The organism is Curtobacterium sp. YR515 (genome assembly GCF_900113095.1).
In the GTDB taxonomy this organism is placed as follows: domain Bacteria; phylum Actinomycetota; class Actinomycetes; order Actinomycetales; family Microbacteriaceae; genus Curtobacterium.
The window spans coordinates 145459-162588 of the sequence record NZ_FOOD01000006.1 but is presented as its reverse complement, the minus strand read 5'-3'; the positions used below and the strand labels follow the sequence as shown (position 1 = coordinate 162588).

The 17130-nt window shown below is 73.4% G+C and carries 22 protein-coding genes; 9 read left to right on the top strand and 13 right to left on the bottom strand.

Annotated features, from left to right (window positions below):
- The first annotated feature begins 104 nt into the window (after positions 1-104).
- A complete protein-coding gene (locus BM028_RS17070; protein WP_092388170.1) occupies positions 105-923 on the top strand; it encodes a polysaccharide deacetylase family protein in 819 nt (272 codons plus the stop codon).
- On the opposite strand, the gene BM028_RS17065 is transcribed toward BM028_RS17070, so the two are convergent.
- Entirely contained in the window at positions 915-1550 is a 636-nt protein-coding gene (locus tag BM028_RS17065; RefSeq protein WP_092388168.1) for a TetR/AcrR family transcriptional regulator, read from the bottom strand. The two genes, BM028_RS17070 and BM028_RS17065, sit on opposite strands and share 9 nt — an antisense overlap.
- 54 nt (positions 1551-1604) lie before the next feature.
- Between BM028_RS17065 and BM028_RS17060 the strand changes: the two genes are divergently transcribed.
- Complete coding sequence (locus tag BM028_RS17060; protein WP_092388165.1) at positions 1605-1931, top strand: hypothetical protein; 327 nt, start codon at positions 1605-1607, stop codon at positions 1929-1931.
- Here the strand turns inward: BM028_RS17060 and BM028_RS17055 are convergent.
- Positions 1915-2415: a GNAT family N-acetyltransferase gene (locus BM028_RS17055; RefSeq protein ID WP_092388163.1), complete on the bottom strand. Its 501-nt coding sequence runs from the start codon at positions 2413-2415 to the stop codon at positions 1915-1917. The two genes, BM028_RS17060 and BM028_RS17055, sit on opposite strands and share 17 nt — an antisense overlap.
- Before the next feature lie 51 nt (positions 2416-2466).
- On the opposite strand from BM028_RS17055, the gene BM028_RS17050 reads away from it, so the two are divergent.
- Positions 2467-3051, top strand: coding sequence for a TetR/AcrR family transcriptional regulator (locus BM028_RS17050; RefSeq protein ID WP_092388160.1), 585 nt, complete (start codon positions 2467-2469; stop codon positions 3049-3051).
- Between the two features lie 85 nt (positions 3052-3136).
- On the opposite strand, the gene BM028_RS17045 is transcribed toward BM028_RS17050, so the two are convergent.
- Entirely contained in the window at positions 3137-4033 is an 897-nt protein-coding gene (locus tag BM028_RS17045) for an aminoglycoside phosphotransferase family protein (protein WP_092388157.1), read from the bottom strand.
- Positions 4034-4055: 22 nt separating this feature from the next.
- Between BM028_RS17045 and BM028_RS17040 the strand changes: the two genes are divergently transcribed.
- Positions 4056-4424, top strand: coding sequence for a nuclear transport factor 2 family protein (locus BM028_RS17040; protein ID WP_092388154.1), 369 nt, complete (start codon positions 4056-4058; stop codon positions 4422-4424).
- A gap of 83 nt (positions 4425-4507) precedes the next feature.
- On the opposite strand, the gene BM028_RS17035 is transcribed toward BM028_RS17040, so the two are convergent.
- The 8 genes from BM028_RS17035 to BM028_RS17000 all read right to left on the bottom strand — a co-directional run bounded on the left by BM028_RS17035 (position 4508) and on the right by BM028_RS17000 (position 9714).
- On the bottom strand, positions 4508-5158 hold the full coding sequence (locus BM028_RS17035; RefSeq protein WP_175496115.1) for a DNA alkylation repair protein: 651 nt from the start codon (positions 5156-5158) through the stop codon (positions 4508-4510).
- A complete protein-coding gene (locus BM028_RS17030; RefSeq protein WP_071303334.1) occupies positions 5155-5958 on the bottom strand; it encodes a sulfite exporter TauE/SafE family protein in 804 nt (267 codons plus the stop codon). Before BM028_RS17030 ends, BM028_RS17035 begins: the two co-directional genes overlap by 4 nt.
- A gap of 38 nt (positions 5959-5996) precedes the next feature.
- Entirely contained in the window at positions 5997-6398 is a 402-nt protein-coding gene (locus tag BM028_RS17025) for a sigma factor-like helix-turn-helix DNA-binding protein (protein ID WP_070419286.1), read from the bottom strand.
- On the bottom strand, positions 6395-6604 hold the full coding sequence (locus tag BM028_RS17020; protein WP_092388151.1) for a ribonuclease PH: 210 nt from the start codon (positions 6602-6604) through the stop codon (positions 6395-6397). The genes BM028_RS17025 and BM028_RS17020 overlap by 4 nt, the downstream gene beginning before the upstream one ends.
- A gap of 63 nt (positions 6605-6667) precedes the next feature.
- Positions 6668-7864, bottom strand: a complete 1197-nt coding sequence (locus BM028_RS17015) for a peptidoglycan DD-metalloendopeptidase family protein (RefSeq protein WP_092388148.1) — start codon at positions 7862-7864, stop codon at positions 6668-6670.
- 152 nt (positions 7865-8016) lie between these two features.
- Positions 8017-8493 carry an SRPBCC family protein gene (locus BM028_RS17010; RefSeq protein ID WP_070417228.1) on the bottom strand — a complete coding sequence of 159 codons (477 nt, stop codon included), beginning with the start codon at positions 8491-8493 and terminating at the stop codon, positions 8017-8019.
- Positions 8490-8879, bottom strand: a complete 390-nt coding sequence (locus tag BM028_RS17005) for an ArsR/SmtB family transcription factor (RefSeq protein WP_071303328.1) — start codon at positions 8877-8879, stop codon at positions 8490-8492. The genes BM028_RS17010 and BM028_RS17005 overlap by 4 nt, the downstream gene beginning before the upstream one ends.
- Positions 8880-8958: 79 nt before the next feature.
- Positions 8959-9714: an AraC family transcriptional regulator gene (locus tag BM028_RS17000; RefSeq protein ID WP_071303327.1), complete on the bottom strand. Its 756-nt coding sequence runs from the start codon at positions 9712-9714 to the stop codon at positions 8959-8961.
- A 76-nt stretch (positions 9715-9790) separates the two neighbouring features.
- On the opposite strand from BM028_RS17000, the gene BM028_RS16995 reads away from it, so the two are divergent.
- Together BM028_RS16995 and BM028_RS16990 are read left to right on the top strand one after the other, a co-directional pair.
- Positions 9791-10630, top strand: a complete 840-nt coding sequence (locus BM028_RS16995; protein ID WP_092388145.1) for a sulfite exporter TauE/SafE family protein — start codon at positions 9791-9793, stop codon at positions 10628-10630.
- Positions 10631-10657: 27 nt separating this feature from the next.
- On the top strand, positions 10658-12550 hold the full coding sequence (locus BM028_RS16990) for a gamma-glutamyltransferase family protein (protein ID WP_092388142.1): 1893 nt from the start codon (positions 10658-10660) through the stop codon (positions 12548-12550).
- A 19-nt stretch (positions 12551-12569) separates the two neighbouring features.
- Here BM028_RS16990 and BM028_RS16985 read toward each other — a convergent pair whose 3' ends face one another.
- Positions 12570-13613, bottom strand: a complete 1044-nt coding sequence (locus tag BM028_RS16985; protein ID WP_092388139.1) for an NAD(P)-dependent alcohol dehydrogenase — start codon at positions 13611-13613, stop codon at positions 12570-12572.
- Between the two features lie 274 nt (positions 13614-13887).
- Here BM028_RS16985 and BM028_RS16980 point away from each other — a divergent pair, with 274 nt between their 5' ends.
- From BM028_RS16980 to BM028_RS16970, 3 genes are all read left to right on the top strand, one after another.
- Complete coding sequence (locus BM028_RS16980; protein ID WP_071303323.1) at positions 13888-14328, top strand: OsmC family peroxiredoxin; 441 nt, start codon at positions 13888-13890, stop codon at positions 14326-14328.
- A gap of 95 nt (positions 14329-14423) precedes the next feature.
- Positions 14424-14681, top strand: a complete 258-nt coding sequence (locus tag BM028_RS16975; RefSeq protein WP_092388136.1) for a hypothetical protein — start codon at positions 14424-14426, stop codon at positions 14679-14681.
- A 52-nt stretch (positions 14682-14733) separates the two neighbouring features.
- Positions 14734-16239 carry a threonine/serine exporter family protein gene (locus BM028_RS16970; RefSeq protein WP_071296545.1) on the top strand — a complete coding sequence of 502 codons (1506 nt, stop codon included), beginning with the start codon at positions 14734-14736 and terminating at the stop codon, positions 16237-16239.
- 159 nt (positions 16240-16398) lie between these two features.
- On the opposite strand, the gene BM028_RS16965 is transcribed toward BM028_RS16970, so the two are convergent.
- Positions 16399-17073 carry a TetR/AcrR family transcriptional regulator gene (locus tag BM028_RS16965; RefSeq protein ID WP_092388133.1) on the bottom strand — a complete coding sequence of 225 codons (675 nt, stop codon included), beginning with the start codon at positions 17071-17073 and terminating at the stop codon, positions 16399-16401.
- Between the last annotated feature and the right edge of the window lie 57 nt (positions 17074-17130).

Genomic DNA, 17130 nt, shown 5'->3' with positions numbered 1-17130 from the left:
GTCGCCGTGCGCAGTCCCGTGCCCGCGCCAGGTGGCCGACCGGCCAACCGGATCGTCCCGCCAGCCGATGCGCCCGACCGGCCGGTCGACCGAAGCTGGTGCCGATGGACCACCGCACCACCCGCCGCTCCCTGCTCGCCGGAGCGGGCGCCCTGCTCGCCGCCGGGGCGCTCTCCGCCTGCTCGCCGACCGGACCACGACGGGAGGCCGTCACGACGCACCCGCCGACCCCGACGCGTTCCCCGACGCCGACGCCCACGCCGACGCCGACACCGACGTGGGTGCAGCCGACGATCTCGAGGACGCCGCTCCCGGCGGGCACCGTGACCGGACTGCCGGCGGGGACGCCCGGGATCGCGTGGACCGTCGACGACGGAGCGTCCTCCGACGTCGTCGGTGCCTACGCCCGCTTCGCCGCCGCGACCGGCACTCGGTTGACGTTCTTCGTGAACGGGGCGCGGCCCTCCTGGACGGAGCACGCCGACGTGCTCCGGCCCCTCGTCGAGTCGGGGCAGGTGCAGATGGGCAACCACACCTGGGACCACCCGGCGCTGACGAAGCTCGGCGACCAGGCCATCGAGGACGAGCTGACGCGCAACCACGAGTTCATCGAGCGCACGTTCGGCGTCGACGCGCGCCCGTACTTCCGGCCGCCGTTCGGGTACCACGACGCCCGGGTCGACGCGGTGGCCGCTCGGGTCGGCTACACCACGCCGTTGCTCTGGTACGGCACGCTCGCGGACTCCGGAGACATCGGTGCCGGGCAGATCGTCGGGTTCGCGGACCAGTGGTTCACGCCGGGCCGGATCGTGATCGGGCACGCGAACTTCCCGGGGACGATCGACGCGCTCCCCCGGCTGGGCGCGCTCGTCCGGCGGCGTCGGCTCGGGACGTACACGTTGGACGACGTGTTCTCACGCTGACCGCGGACCCCGCGCGGGACCGGGGCCGGGGTCGCCGGGATCGGCGGGGTCGGCGGGGTCGTGCCGGGTGGCCGTGATCCCAGGTCCTGCTCCGGTGCGTGCCAGCGCGCGACGGGCGGCGGCGCGGGCCTCGGCAGCGGTCGGGGCGGGTTCGAGCCCCAGCAGTCGCCGACGGTGTCGCTCCCCGAGGAGCAGCGTGAAGAGCGCTTCCGCCTCGCCCGGGTCCACGCCGGCGCGGACGAGCGCGGCCTGCGCCGTGAGCGGGCCGGCCTCGTGGAAGCCCCGTGCGAGTTCGGGCGAGCTGACGGCCGTGGCGATGACCAGCCGGTGCAGCGCGACCGCGCGGTCCGAGAGCAACGCCTCGACCACGGCGGTCGCGGTCGATTCGAGGTCGGGGTGCGCGTCGTCGCTGTACCCGTGGTGCCGCTGGACGACCGCCCGGAGCAGGGCCGCCTTGTCGCCGAAGGCCGTGTAGATCGTCCGCTTCGTGACCTCGGCCGCCGCGGCGACGCGGTCGAGCGAGACGTCCGCGAAGCCGTGCGCCAGGAAGAGGTCGGTCGCGACGTCGAGCACCCGTTCGTCGCGTGCAGCACGCTCGTCCGCGGTCGGTCGCCCTCGCTTGCCCATGGTCCGAGTGTACCGGTAATGATACGTTGGCGTTTCATTACGAGAGGATGCGCAATGGACGACGTGATCTGCCACGTGGCGATCGCCGACGACTGGGAGATGAGCCGCGGGTTCGGCGTGTACGAGGTCGCGACCCGGAACGTGCCGCTCGAACCCGGCGACCACGTCCGTGTGACCACCCCTGCGGAGGTCGATGCGATCGTGGCCGAGCGCTACGCCGACCTGTCCATCCCACTGCTCCGGGTCGACCTGAGCGTCGCCGGACTCCGGGCCGCCGGCGTGGAGGTCGCCTGGCACGAGGGCACACCCCGGGTCCTCGGAGGCATCCCGATGGACCCGGACGTCGTCCTGGCCGAGACGCCCATCAGTCCGCGGCGCTGACCTCGGGGACCGCGTCGAGTCGCCGACCGAAGCACACCGAGTTCGTCGATCCGGCGTAGGCGCCGAAGAGCGGGATCGCCGTGTACCCCTCGCGCTCGTAGAACCGGATCGCGTCGGGTTGCGCCGTGCCGGTCTCGAGGACCACCGAGCCTGCGCCCGCCCGCACCGCTTCCCGCTCGAGCCGCCGGAGCACCGCCGTCGCCACACCGGTCCCCCGAGCGGACGGCGCCGTGTACATCCGCTTGATCTCCACGACCCCGGCACCGAGAACGTGGTCCGGGAGCGGCCGGAGTCCGCCGCAGGCGATCGCGGAGCCGTGCTCGTCACAGGCCAGGACGAACACCGGAACGTCGGCCGCGGTCGGCGGGACGCCGGGCTCGTGGTCGCTCGTTCCGTACCGCGCGTCGAGCTCCTGCCGCTGCGCTCGGCGGAGCCGGTCGGCATCCGGGTGGTCGAACGGGACGGTCGTGATGGTCCAACGCATGGCGATCCTTTCGGTAACGACCGTTACGGTAACACCTGTTACGCTTCCGGTGTGCCCAGGACCCGAGACGACGCCGCCCAGCGGACCCGGCTGTCCGAGGCCGTCTTCACCACCCTCGCCGACCTCGGTCCGACGGGCCTGACGCTCCGTGCGGTCGCCGAACGCGCCGGGTGCACGACGGGGCTCGTCCTCCACACGTTCCCCGACAAGCGCGCCCTCCTCCTGCACGCCCGGGACGTCCTGCACGACCGCACGAGGGTCCGTGCCGACGCGCTCGAGGCGGACGCCTCGGATGCGGCGTCGGCAGTGCGAGCCGTGGCCGGCGGCGCACTCGCGGTCGATGCCGGGCGCCTCGCCGAGGCCCGGGCGTGGGTCGCGTTCCTCGCCGCTACGCTCGGCGACCCGGTGCTGCGTGAGCGGCACGTAACGAACAGCCGCGCCTTCGCCGAGCGACTCGCTCGACTGCTCGCGCTCGCGACCGGTCTCGCGGGTGCGGTGTGTGACGACCGCGCGGCTGCCCTGGCCGCGACCGTCGAGGGGATCACCGCGTTGGCCGCGGGCGACCCGGAGCGGTGGAGGCCCGAGCGACAGCTCGCGGCACTCGACCTCGTGCTGGACGCGGTGCTGACGCCCTAGTCCCGCCGACCCCGGCCCCGGCGGGCGGTCCGACTGCTCGGGTAGGCCGGGCTGCGCGGGGCGGCCCGGCTGCGTGACGCGCAGCTCAGACCGCGACCGGATCGGCGAGGACCGCCCGCAGCACCGCCTCGTGCTCACTCCTGTCCCCCGGCCCGGCGCTCCCCGCGAGCATGATGAGCGCCTTCCAGAGCGCCCAGCCCCGAGCACGCGCCCACGTGTCGCCGTCGAGACCCACCGCGTCGCGGAACTCCCGGCGGGCATCGCCGTCGAGGAACGTCCACGCGAGGACGAGGTCGCACGCCGGGTCGCCGACGCCGCACGTGCCGAAGTCGATCACCGCGGAGAGCCGGCCGTCCGCGCCGACGAGCAGGTTGCCCGGGGCGACGTCACCGTGGAACCACACGGCGAGCCCGTCCCAGACCGAGGCCGTCGCAGCGTCCCAGACCGCTTCGCAGGCCCGGCGGTCGACGGCGTCCCCGAGCGTGTCGAGCGCCGCCACCACCTCGGCCGCGTAGTGCGAGGGGTGCGCTCCCCGGTGGAACGAGTGCGCCCCGGCGACCGGCCCGTCCCCGGCCGGCACGGCCCGGAGCTGCCGGAGCACCGCGCCGACGTCGGCGGCGAAGACCCGTCGGTCGAGGTCCGTCGCCCGGAGCGCGACCGTGCCGTCGATCCAGCGCCGGACCGACCACGGGAACGGGTACCCGTCGGCGGGGACGCCCAGGCCGACGGGCTCCGGCACCGGGACGTCGAGCCGCGACGCGAGGTACGGCAGCACCCGCTGCTCCTTCTCGACCGCCGCCACGTACCCGGCGGCGCTCGGCAGCCGGACCGCGAGCTCGCCGCCGAGCCGGTAGGTGCGGTTGTCCCACCCCTGCGGATCGACCTCGCGCACGGGCAGCCCGGACCACTGCGGGAACTGCGCGGCCACGAGCCGTTCCACGAGTGCGGGATCGATGCGGGGTCGGGGCACCTCGGTGTGCATGCCCCCAGGCTAGGCTCCGGGCATGGCCACCGTGTCCGAGCTGCTGACCGCGAACCTCCACGACGTCTTCGGGAACCGCGACGCCGCCTCCCGGCGTGCCGCGATCGAGCGGACGTACTCCCCCGACGTGACCTTCACCGACCCGGAGGGCACCGCCGTCGGCTGGGACGCCCTCGAACAGAAGGCCGCCGAACTCCTCGAGACCGTGCCCGGTGCCTTCCAGTTCGTCGAGGAGGGGCGTCGCTACGTGTCGGAGACGCACGGCGCACTCGCGTGGGGCTTCGGCCCGGTCGGGGCGCCCGCCGTGCGCGGGATCGACGTCGTCGAGGTCCGCGACGGTGCCGTCGTGTCGCTCACGACGTTCTTCGCGGAGCCCACCGAGTCCGACTGAGGGCACGCGCCGCGTCCGACTGAGGGCACTCGCCGCGTCCGACGTGACGGCCGACGGTCGCGTCAGCCGCGCAACCGGTCGCGTCAGCCGCGCAACCGGTCGCGTTCGGCAGTCGGCAGGTGCTCGGTCGCCGTCGCCCGTGCCGCCGGGCCGAGGAACCGCCCCTGCCGCGCGAGGAACGCCACGAGCGCGTCCTCCGACGCCCGCTTGCCGGTCTCGCGCAGCACCCACCCGAGTGCCGACTGCACGGTGTCGCTCCGCTCCCGCACGAGTCGCCCCGCGATGGCGAGCGGCACCTCGGCGTCGCCCTGCTTCACGAACGCCAGGGTCGCGACCAGAGCGATCCGCCGGACCATCGCCACGTCGGACTTCACGAGCGCGAACAGCGGTCCGGTCGAGCCGCCGACGAGCGGGGCGCCCACGAGCTCCTCCGCCGCGAGGTCGACCAGCACCGTGTCGTCGAAGCGCTCCGCCTTCGCCGCCGACAGGTACTCGTCGGTCAGCTCCGGGTCCGGGTGCGCCCGCATCGCCTGCACCATCAGGAGGACCGCGACGAGCCGTGCCCCCGCGTCCTCGCTCCAGAGCAGCGCGGACCGCTCGCCCTCGTCGAGGTCGGCGAACTGCCGCGCGACGCGTCGCGCCGCCGGCACGTCACCGGTCGTCCGTGCGAACGCCGCGAGTACGGCCTCCGCATCCGCCGGGTTCCGTCCACCACCGGCCTGGAGGCGCGTCACGCGACCTCCCCGTCCGTCGCCTCGTTCCGCGGCACGGCCCGGCGACCACGGCGCAGGACGATCACCGCGACCACCACGAGGAACGCGGCGAAGAGCCAGGTGCCCACCTGCGGATCGACGAGGCGGGCGATCCACGCGCCTCCTGGAGAGCAGATCGCGGCCGTGATGCCGATCGTGAGGCCGACCCGCAGCTCCACCGCACGGCGACGGAGGTTCGCCACCGTGCCGGAGACCGACGTCGGCACCATCGTGAGCAGCGAGGTGCCCTTCGCCAGCAGGTCGCCCGCGCCGAGGACGACCTCGAGCCCCGGCACGATGACGACCCCGCCACCCACCCCGACGAGCCCCGACAGCACGCCCGAGAGCAGCCCGAGCAGCAGGAGCACGATCGCCTCGACAACCCCGAAGTGCACGTCGCCCCCACGCGTCGGCACCGTCGTGAACAGCGAGACGAGCACGACCGCGATGAACCCGACGAAGATCCACGGCAGGACCCGCAGCGGGAGCGCACGGAGGAGCCGCGCACCGATCGGGGCGCCGACGACGCTGCCGACCGCCAGGGTCAGGGCCGCGAGCCAGTGCACCTCGCCCTGCACGGCGTAGGTGATCGCACCGACGACGGCCGCGGGGGCGATCGCCACGAGGGACGTCGCCGATGCCCGACGTTGGTCGAGGTGGAGGAACGCCATCAGCGCGGGCACGACGATGACCCCGCCGCCGACGCCGAACAGGCCGGAGAGCACCCCCGCGACCACCCCGATCGCCACCAACACGAGCACCCGGCCGCCGCGCTTCTCCATCCCGACAACCCTACGGCGCTGGAGGAACGGCTCGGCCGTCAGGAGGCGACCGCCACCGCAGAGTCGTCCTCGTGCACCAGCTGGTGCACGCGCTGGTACGAGACGCCGAGCACGACCGCGATGTCGCGCAAGGTCATGCCGTCACCCTGCAACGCCACGGCGATCGCCCGGCGGAGGGAGAGCGCACGCGCTTCCTTGGCTTCGGCCTCTGCCCGGAGCGCGGTCGCTTCTTCGAGGGATCGGGCGAGGGCCGGCTCGAGCTCAGCGCGGATGACGACCACGACGTCCGTCTGGTCGACGTCCGCCACGAACGCGATCGCCTCGCGCTGCGCTGCGGCGGCGAGGTCGAGTCGCTTGACCTGCGAGATGGCGCCCGGGTGCTGGTCGTTCTGCACGACCCACCAACCGCCGTCTCGGTGCGCGTGTGACGTGTAGGTCATCGCCACCACCCCTTTCCGAGCTCCTGCTCGAACTGCTTGAAGAACGCTCGCGCAGTGCCGTCTGCGATCTCGGTGTGCCGCCCGATCGTGCTCCGAGTACTCCCGACGATCACACCCGTGTGGTTGGTCAACTCGACCTCACGATGATCCAGGCCTGCTCTGCGCGCGGCGATCTTGATTCGTTTGAGGACCGCCTGACGCTTCACAGCATATGTCTAACGCCCTTGACGCATCAAGTCAAGCGCGTTAGACGACACCAGCGGCTTGCGTCAGCGGAAGTGCAGCAACGTCAACGGATCGAAGAGCGACCCCGCCCGCCGCGTCTCCACGTGCACGTGCGGCCCCGTCGACTGCCCGGTGTTCCCGGACCGCCCGATCTCGCTCCGCACGGACACGATCTGCCCCTGCTTGACCTCGATCTTGCTGAGGTGCGCCGTGAGCACGGTGACGTTGCCGTAGGTCACGACGATGTAGTTGCCGTACGAGGCGTTGTTCGCGACGGTGCTCGTCACGGTGCCGGTCCCGGAGGCGTACACGGGCGTGCCCACCGCGACCGGGGCGTCGGCGCCCTGGTGATAGCGCGGGACGTGTCCGGCCCCGCGGTCGTCGCCGTAGCGCCCGGAGATCTTCGTGCTCGCGACCGGCCACATCATGCCGGTGACGGGCTTCGTCGACCACACCCGGGTGTCCTTGCCGCCGTAGAGCACGACGTTGCCGTCCACCTGCACCATGAGCGTGCCGGCGCCCGCCGTGCCGGTCCGCGAGTTCCAGAGCGTGACCTTCTTCTGGGCGGCGTCGCGGCCGACGACGGCGAAGTTGCCGTCCTTGCGCAGCTCGGCCCACGCGCCCTTGTGGCCGGCGGTGCCGGACTGCCAGACGACCTTGCGGTTCACGGTCTGCACGAGGTTGCCGTCGGCCTGCATGGAGAGGCGACGGGCACCGCTGGTGTCGGAGCTGAGCACGGTGCCCGAGTAGATCGAGTTGCCGGCGGGGACCGTGCCCTGCTGGCTCGTCCAGTTCACGATCGCGGTCTTGCCGGAGTAGAGCCCCATCGTGCCGTCGGCGCGGACGGCGAACGACGTGGACTGCGCGGTGCCGGCCGAGGCCCAGCGGACGATCCGCTTCCCGCCCCGCAGCAGGTCGACGGCCCGGTTGCGGCCGATCGTCACGATCGCGCCGGGCTGGTTCGAGGTGTTCGATGCCCAGAGCACCTGGTTCCCGACGCCGTACTCGACGAGGTTGCCGTCGCCCTGCAGGATCAGCCGGAACTGCCCGTTCGGCGAGGTCACCGAGTCGCCGGGCTGGAGGGTCGTGCCGGCCGGGACGGAGCCCTTGTGGACGACGGCGGCGGACGCCGGTTCGGCGATCCCGACGACACCGCCGGCGACGACGGCGATGGCCACGATCGCGGCGGCGAGTCGAGGGAGTCGGCGTGCGTGCGCGACGGAGGACGGTGTGCTGGTCATGGAACCCCTGATCTGGAACCGGCCGAGCCCCTGCGCGGCCGTTCGGCGACGTGCTCTCGACACGCCGCCGAACGATGGTCACCTTTTCGTGACGAGTCCACAACCCCGTTGCCCGGACCGGACAACCCCAGTTCCGGGGGCAACGACCGTCGTCACGGGGCCTGGAGGAACTCCTTCGGCGACCCCAGGAGCGCCTCGAGCTTGTGGAACGACTGCGTCCAACCGGCGATGTTCATGTCGCGCATGACCTCGGGGAAGGGGCCCTGGGTGAGCGTGACGATCGTGCCGTCGCCGTCCTCGGCGAACTCGAGCGTGAGGGACAGCGGCGTCCCGTCCTCGATCCCGGGGATCCCCTGGGCGGTCGAGGTGCCGACGATGATCCGGTTCTCCTCGATCTGCTCGAGCACCGAGGTCACGGGCGACGTCCACTCGGGGTTGTCGTTGCTCACCATCGTCAGGTTCCACGCCCCGCCGGCCCGGGCGTCGACCTCGACGGTGGCTGCCGGGACGTGGAAGCCGAGCGGCCCGAACCACAGCGCGAGCAGGGTGGGGTCGACGAAGGCGCGGTAGACGTCCGCGACGGGGTACGCGAACCGGTGCGTGGCGTGGGCGGTGAACTGTTCGGTCATGACTGCTCCTGGTGGTCGACGGACGTGACGGTCGGTGCGGTGGACGCGCCACCCACCGGGGCGGGCGGTCGCTGGGAGGCGAGCAGCGCCTCCAGGCTGTCGAACCGGCGGTCCCAGTCGGGCCGCAACCGGCCCACCCAGGTGCCGAGCTCGTCGACGGCCTCCTGCCGGAGGCGGCACGTGCGCCAGGTGCCGTGCCGTTCGCGGGTGATGAGGCCGGCGCGTTCGAGGATGCCGAGGTGCCGGGAGATCGCCGGCGCACTGACGTCGAACGGTGCCGAGAGGTCGGTGACGGTGGCTTCGCCCCTGCCGAGTCGTTCGACGATGCGGCGACGGATGGGGTCGGCGAGCGCCGACAGGACGGCGTCGGTGCGGTCGGTCTCCATCGTCGCCTCCTCGGTGAACCCTGCGGTTAATTAACCGCTGGGTTCAGTATGGGTGCGTCCCCGGTCCTGCGCAAGCCGCTCACCGGAACCGCGACGGCGGCGCACCGAACGCCTTCGTGAAGGCGGCGGTGAACGCCGCGGGGGTGGCGTACCCGAGTCGGCCCGCGACGTCCGTCACGCTGGACCGTCGGAGGGCCGGGAGGCTCGACAACAGACGCGCACGGACCCGCCAGCCCGCGGGCCCCACGCCCGTCGCCTCGCGGAAGTGCCGATCGAGGGTGCGCTCGGACACGGAGGCCGCGCGCGCCCAGTCCGCGTTCGTCACGTGGACGTCCGGTGCTGCCAGGTAGGAACGGCACAGCTCGCGGAGGACCCCGTGCGGTGGCAGGGACACGGAGAGCGGGATCGGCGCCACCCGCTGCAGCTCGTGCAGGGCGAGCCGGACGAGCACCCCGTCCCGACCGGCCTCGTCGTAGGGGACCTCGAGCGCGTTCGCGGCGCGGAGGACCTCACGCAGGAGCGGGCCGACCTCGACGACGGTGCAGACGGTCGGCCACCACGGGACGGCGTCGGGCTCGATGTAGAGGCTCCACGTCGTGACGTCGAGCATCCGCACCTCGTGCGCGACGCCCGCGGGGATGAGCACGGCGCGGTCGGTCGGCACCGTCCACGACCCCTCGTCGGTCTCGACGAGCATCACCCCGCTCGCGCCGTAGAGCAGCTGTGCCCGCCGGTGCTCGTGCCGGGCGAGCAGGTGGTCGGGCGGGTAGTCGGTGCCGATCGGCAGGACGTCCACGGGGAGGCCGTCGAAGTCGGCCACGGACACGTTGCGCACACGGCAAGGCTAGGTCTCGAAGGAAGTTGCCGCACATGCGATCGTCCGCCGCTCCCCTTCCGGCTGTGATGGAGGGGTGTCGTTCGTCGTGCTCGTCCTCATCGGTGTCCTCGTCGGGGTCACCACCGTCCTCTTCGGCTTCGGCGGCGGGTTCGTCACCGTGCCGATCATCACGGTGGCGGACGCCGCGCTCGGCGGGGACGCCGTCCGGGTGGCGACGGCGACCTCCGCGCTCGTGATGCTCGTCAACGCCGCGGTGGCGACCGCGTCCGCGCGGCGGGGTGCGCTCGCGCCGCTCCGGGGCCGGTGGACGCTCTTCCTGCTGCTCGGCGGCGGCGGGGTCGTCGGCGTCGCGGCGGCCCGGTTCGCCCCCGACGTGCTCATCCGGTGGGGCTTCGTCGTCTACCTCGCCGTCACGGTCGCGGACCTCGTGCTGCGCCCGGGGTTCCTTCGTCCCGGCCGCGCACGTCCCGGTGCCCCGGACCCGTCCGCGCAGTCGACCGCGAGCCGGGCGACCGCCGCCGGCGTCCCGACCGGTGGCGGCCTGCCGACGGTGGCGGGCCTGCCGATCGGTGCCGCCGCGGCGTTCCTCGGGGTCGGCGGCAGCGTGATGACCGTCCCGGTGATGCGCCGAGCTGGTGCGACGATGTCCGCCGCGACGACCCTGGCGAACCCGCTCACCCTCGCGATCGCCCTGCCCGCGACCATCGCGACGCTGCTCGTGCCCGCCGGGGCCCTGCACGCGGCGGGCCTCGTCGGCGCCGTGGACGTCCGGGCGGCGGCAGCGCTGCTCCTCGGCGCCGTGCCGGTCATCGTCCTGCTCCGACGCCGTCCCCCGCGCCTGCCCGAAGCCGTGCACGCGTGGGGGTACCTCGTGCTGCTCGTCGCCGCCGGTGTCGCCGTGGCTGTCGCCTGATCGGGACCGCGGGGACAGGATGGGAGCATGCCGAACCCCGCGTTCACGCCGCCCACCGCACACCCCACCCGCCCGGACATCCTCGGCACGTTCGGCACGGCGGCGGCCACGCACTGGATCGCGACCGCCACGGCGCAGTCCGTCCTCGAGCGCGGCGGGAACGCATTCGACGCAGCGGTCGCGGGGGCGTTCGTCCTGCAGGTCGTCGAACCGCACCTGAACGGCCCCGGAGGCGACCTCACCGCGGTGTTCGCCACCGCCACGGACCCGACGCCGACGGTGCTCGTCGGGCAGGGTCCGGCCCCGGCCGGCGCGACGCCGGAGCACTACCGCGCCGAGGGCCTCGACCTCGTCCCCGGTTCCGGTGCCCTCGCCGCCACCGTCCCCGGCGCCGTCGACGCCTGGCTCCTGCTGCTCCGCGACCACGGCACGTGGGAGCTCGCGGACGTGCTCGCACCGGCGGTCGGCTACGCACGCGACGGCCACCCCGTCACACCCGCGGTCGTCCGGACGATCACCGCCGTGCAGGACCTGTTCCGACAGCACTGGCCCACCTCCGCAGCGCAGTGGATGCCAGGAGGCGCGGTGCCCGTCCCCGGGGAACTGGTGCGCAACGAGGCGCTCGCCTCGGTGTTCGAGCGGCTCGTCGCCGCCGGTGCCGGCGCCGACACCCGGACCGCCCGCATCGACGCCGCCCGCGGCGAGTGGGCCGAGGGCTTCGTCGCCGAGGCGATCGACCGGTTCGTCCGCGAACCGCACCGGCACGCGTCCGGGACCGACCACGCCGGGGTGATCCGGGCGTCGGACCTCGCCGCGTTCCGGGCGTCCTACGAACCCGCGACGACGGCGGAGTTCCGCGGCTGCACGATCGCGAAGACCGGCCCGTGGGGTCAGGGCCCGGCGCTCCTGCAGACCCTCCGGCTGCTCGAACCGCTCGACGACGCCCGGCTCGACCCCTCGACCGAGCTCGGCGCGCACACGATCGCCGAGGCCCTGAAGCTCGCGCTGGCCGACCGCGAGGCGTTCTACGGCGACGGTGACGTCCCCCTCGACGTGCTGCTCTCGGACGCGTACACCGACGCGCGCCGGGCACTGATCGGCGAGCGTGCGTCGGCCGAACTGCGTCCGGGGACGGTCGACGGGGTCGTGCACGCCATGCCGCCGGTCCGGACGTCGTACGCGACCGGTGCCGCGGCGGGGCTCGGCGAACCGACCGTGCAGGTCGCTCGGGACCGGACCCCAGCCGCGGCTGCCGCACCCGCCGCGCCTGCTGCTCCCGCCGCTCCCGTCGAGGACCGCGGCGAACCGTTCGTCGCCCCGGACGGCGAGACCCGCGGCGACACCTGCCACATCGACGTCGTCGACCGCTGGGGCAACATCGTCAGCGCGACCCCGTCCGGTGGCTGGCTGCAGTCGTCCCCGACGATCCCCGAGCTCGGCTTCTGCCTCGGCACCCGGCTGCAGATGACCTGGCTCGAACCGGGCACGGCGTCGACGCTGCGCCCCGGCGAGCGCCCACGCACCACACTCACCCCGACCCTGGTGCTCCGCGACGGCGAACCGGTCGCCGCGCTCGGCTCACCCGGCGGCGACCAGCAGGACCAGTGGCAGCTGCTGTTCCTGCTGCGGTGGATCGTCGGCGGGTACTCCCCGCAGCAGGCGATCGACGCCCCCGCGCTGCACACGACGTCGTTCCCGGGGTCGTTCTGGCCGCGCACGTGGGAGCCGGCGGGGCTCGTGGTCGAGGACCGCCTCGGGGACGACGTGATCGCCGGCCTCGAAGCCCGCGGGCACGTCGTCACCCGGGCGGGCGACTGGGCGCTCGGTCGACTGTCCTGCGTGACGCGGGACCCCGCGACCGGCGTGCTCGGCGCTGCGGCGAACTCGCGGGGCGCGCAGGGCTACGCCGCCGGACGCTGACCGACCCGAGGCGAGTGGGTCAGAGCGTCGGGACGACCACCGCGCGGCCCGAGAGCTCGCCGGCCTCGAGCTTCCGGTACGCCTCGAGCGCGTCGGACAGGGCGTAGCGCTCGACATCGGGGACGATCTGCCCCGCCCGGTACATCGCGACGACCTCGTGCAGGTCCTCGATGGTGCCCCAGTACGTGTTCGTGATGGTCGACTCGTACGGCGTCCGGAAGAAGTTCCACTCGGTGGTGCCACCGGCGATCCCGACGACGGTGAACCGGCCGCCGACGGCCATGGACGCCTGGGCGACCGTGATCGTCGGCGTCGCCCCGACGAAGTCGAACGCGGCGTCCACCCCGCGGCCGCCGGTGATCTCGCGGATCGCAGCGGCCTGGTCCGGGCCGCCCGGCACCGTGATCGCCCCGCGGGCAGCAGCGCGGTCCATGGCGTCCTGCTTCATGTCCGTCGCGATGACGGTCGCACCGGTGAGCGCCGTGAGGATCTGCACGGCGATCTGCCCGAGGCCGCCGAGTCCGACGACGAGGGCGTACTTGCCGCCGCCGGCCAGGTTCGGCAGGGAGTTCTTGATCGCGTGGTACGGCGTGAGGGCCGCGTCGCTGAGCGGTGCGGCGGCGACCGGGTCGGCGTCGCCGAGCGGCACGAGGTTGCGCGCCGGCACGGTGACGTACTCCGCCATGCCGCCGTCGCGCCCGAGGCCGATGCCCATGTACGGGTTCGTGGCGGCGTTCTCGCAGTAGGTGTCCTGCCCCTTCGAGCAGTACGAGCAGTGCCCGCAGCCGACCGGGCCGTAGACGAGGTAGGCGTCACCCACCGTGAAGCCGGCGACGCCGTCGCCGAGTTCCTCGACCCAGCCGGAGTTCTCGTGCCCGAGGACGAACGGGGGCTGCTGCGCGCCCGGCTGCCCCGCCTGGAACTCGCGGTAGACCGCGACGTCCGAGTGGCACGCACCGGCACCGGCGACCTTGAGGAGCACCTCCCCCGGGCCCGGGGTGGGCTTCGGGACGTCCGTGAGGGACGGGAACGTCTGGAACTGTTCGAACACGACGGCGCGCATGGTGGGTCTCCTTTGAACGCCCTCCAGATTACACCCGTCGTTCAGGGCGACACGTGTTGCGCATCCGGCCCGACCGCCGCACGACCGGCGAAGAGCCCGCGGTCGAAGCGGGCACCGCCCGGACGCGATCGGCCGACCACACTGTCCCCCATGCGCCCGATCGTCGGGCAGACCTGCGTCTTCCCCGAGAGCCGATGCGAGAACGGTCGTTCTCTGATTGACTCGGCGTCGGCGGTCCCGATCGGGACCGATCCCCCACACGAAAGGAGCGGCCATGCCCACGCGCACCGCACGCACTGCTTGGAACGGCGGCCTCGAGGACGGCACCGGCCAGGTCGAGCTCTCCAGTTCGAAGGTCGGCACGTACGACGTCTCGTTCCCCAAGCGCGCCGCCGAGGACGCCGACGGCACCACCAGCCCCGAGGAGCTCATCGCCGCCGCGCACTCCGCGTGCTACGCCATGCAGTTCTCCGCCGTCCTCGGCGAGGCCGGCGGCACGGTCGAGGCCCTCGACGTCAAGGCCGACGTCTCGCTCGGCCCGGACAGCGCGGGCGGGTTCAAGCTCACCGGCATCGTCCTCACCGTGAACGGCGAGGTCTCCGGCATCGACGAGGCGGCCTTCCTCAAGGCCGCCGAGGACGCCAAGGCCACCTGCCCCGTCAGCAAGGCACTCACCGGCGTCGACATCACGCTGCACGCGACGTTCGAGCAGTAGGCGAGCGACGCGGGAGCCGTCACCTGATGACGGACTGGAGGCGCGGTGCCGGCTGGCACCGCGCCTCCCGTCCGTCACCACGTACGCTGGACGACGTGATCCGACGTCTCTTCGCCACCCCGACCGGCATCGCGTTCTGGGCGGGACTCGTCGCGGTGGTCGCGGGACTCGTGGTCGCGGCCACCGCGCCGCCGGCCGCGTTCGGGTGGTTCGCGTACGCCCCACTGTCGGACTACGCCTTCGTCGCGGGGACCAACTCGTGGCAGCGGGTCGTCGGGCAGCTGCTCGTCGTCGTGGGCGCGGTGGTCGCCGCGTTCGCCGCCGGTCGGCTGAGCGTCCGTCGCCCGCGCTGAGGCGTTCAGCGCGCGTCCGGACTCGGCGGAGCGCGCCTGGCACGATGGCGTGATGGCCGAGCAGTCCCTCCCCGGAGCCAGACCCGGGCGTCCACCACGGCCACGCGTCCGGAGCCTCGCGCAGCACGACATCCGCGACGCCCGGGCACGCCTCCGCGGCACCATCTACGAAGAGGTCGTCCCCGACACCCGACCGCTCGAGCAGTACTCGCCGGTGCAGATCGTGGACTTCTGCCTCGACCTCGCCGAGGTGATGCTCGCGTCCGGTGCGGACACCCGCAGCGTCGAGACGGCCGTCGTCGCGGTGTCGACGAAGTGGAACCTCGCGCCGCTCGATCTCGACTTCTCCGGCAGCTCGGTGACGATCCAGTACGCACCGGCCGACCACCCGCCGCTCGTGAAGGTCCGCACGGTGCAGTCGGACGGATCCGACCTCGACCGCCTGGCGCGGGCGAACCAGATCGTCGACGACCTCGTCCACGACGAGCGCGACATGACCTCCGCCGTGAGCGCCCTGGTCGCGGTGCTCCGGCTCCCGCCGCGCTGGCCGCGGTGGACGGCCGACGTGGGGCTGTCGATCCTCGGTATCTCGATCGCGATGCAGGCCGGCGGTGGCTGGCGTGCCGGACTCGGCGCCTTCGTGCTCATGCTCGGGATCATCGTCTCGGGCCGGTGGCTGACCGGCCGGGGCTTCCCGCAGTTCTTCGTCTCCGGTGCGCAGGGTGCGGTGGCGTCGGCGATCGGCACCCTCGCGATCTGGGCGGGTGTGCTGCACCCGGGGCAGGCGGCGACGATGGTGGCCGCGCTCGTGGTGCTCCTGCTCCCGCACCCGTCGCTCGTCACCTGGGCGCAGGACGCGATATCGGGGTTCCGGGCGATGGCAGTGGCCCGGGCGTTCTACATCGGGCTCGTCATCGCCGCGATCGTGGTCGGGGTCCCCGCGGGCATCGCCGTGACGAAGTGGCTCCGGATCGAGGTCGACCCGTCCGGCATCGTCACGCAGACGCTGCCGCTGTGGGCGTCACTGCTGCTCACCGTGGTGTCGGCCGCGGCGAACTGCTTCGTGCAGCAGGCCAGCGCGCGGGTGATCCCGGTCGCGGTGGTGTTCTCGGTCGCCGCCGGTGCCGCGCTGCGGGGCCTCCGGGAGCTCGGCATCCCGTTGCTCGGTGCGACGTTCCTCGCCGCCGTGCTGCTGGGCGTCCTCGCGACGATCGCGGCCGCGCGGATGCGGACGGCGGTGGCGGCGATCTCCGTGCCGGCGTTCTGCGGCGCCCTGCTGCCCGGTGTCGCGGTGTCGAACGCGCTGCTCAACTTCATGTCCGGGTCGTCGAGTGCCGCGCTGGACTTCGTCGCGGCGGTCTCGGTCGCGCTGGCGATCGGGGCGGGGCTGGTCCTCGGCGGCCTCGTGGCGACGCCGGGGGCACGGCGGGCGCTCCGGCGGTCCCGGCGGGTGGTCGTGCACTCGGTGCACAACGACACGACGGCGATCAAGGTCATCCGCGACTCGGGCTACGACCCCGGCAACGGCTCGGTGCCGCGGGGGCCGCGCCCGCGCTGACGGGCTGGCGCCGGCGCCGCCGCGCTGGCCGGCCGGCCGGTCGGTCGGTCGGCGACTTCACGGGCTGAGCGACATCTCACGGGCCGCGACGCGCGTGAAGTGTCGCCCAGCCCGTGAGAACGCGCACCGCCGCGTGACGCCGCGCACCGCCGCGCGGCGTCAGAGCTCCCAGCCGCCGTCGCTCCACGTCGAGAGCCGCCGGGCCGCCTGCGGCTCGTACCGCTCCATCCAGCCCCGCTCGAGCCGCGCGACGGCCCGGTCGAACGCCGGCACGAGGTCGAGGTCCGACCGCAGCATCGCCTGCAACTGGAGTCCCTCGTACAGCGCGATGAGCTGCTCGGCCCCTCGGCGCGGGTCCATCGTGTGCGGCGCCCGACCGACCGCGATGTCGTGCTCGAGGCCGCGCTTGATCTGCGCGTAGAAGAGCTGGTAGCGCGACCGGAGGTACGACGCCATGGGGTGCGCCGGGTTGCCCGCGACCGAGAGCAGCGCGACGAGGAGCCGCATGAGCGCCGGGTCCTCGTCGTTCGACGCGACGATCCCGCGCAGGAGCTGGACGGTCGAGCCGTCCCCGACCTCGCGCGCGACCTCGTCCATGCGGCCGCCGTTCCACCGGTCGACGGCGGCGAGCACGAGTCCGTCCCACGAGGGGAAGTGCTGCCGGAGCTCCTCGACGGTGATCCCCAGTCGCTGGGCGACGAGTCCCGCGTCGGCCTCGTGGAAGGGCACGTCCCGCAGCAGGTCGACGGTCGCCCCCACGATCGTGATCCGCAGGTGCAGGGTCGCGGCCGCGGCGGCTGCCGCCTGCGTGTCCGCGCTGGTGTGTTCGAGCATCGTGCCCTCCGTCGGTCCCCGGACGTCCTGTCCGCGTCGCCCCTGGGGGCAGGTCCA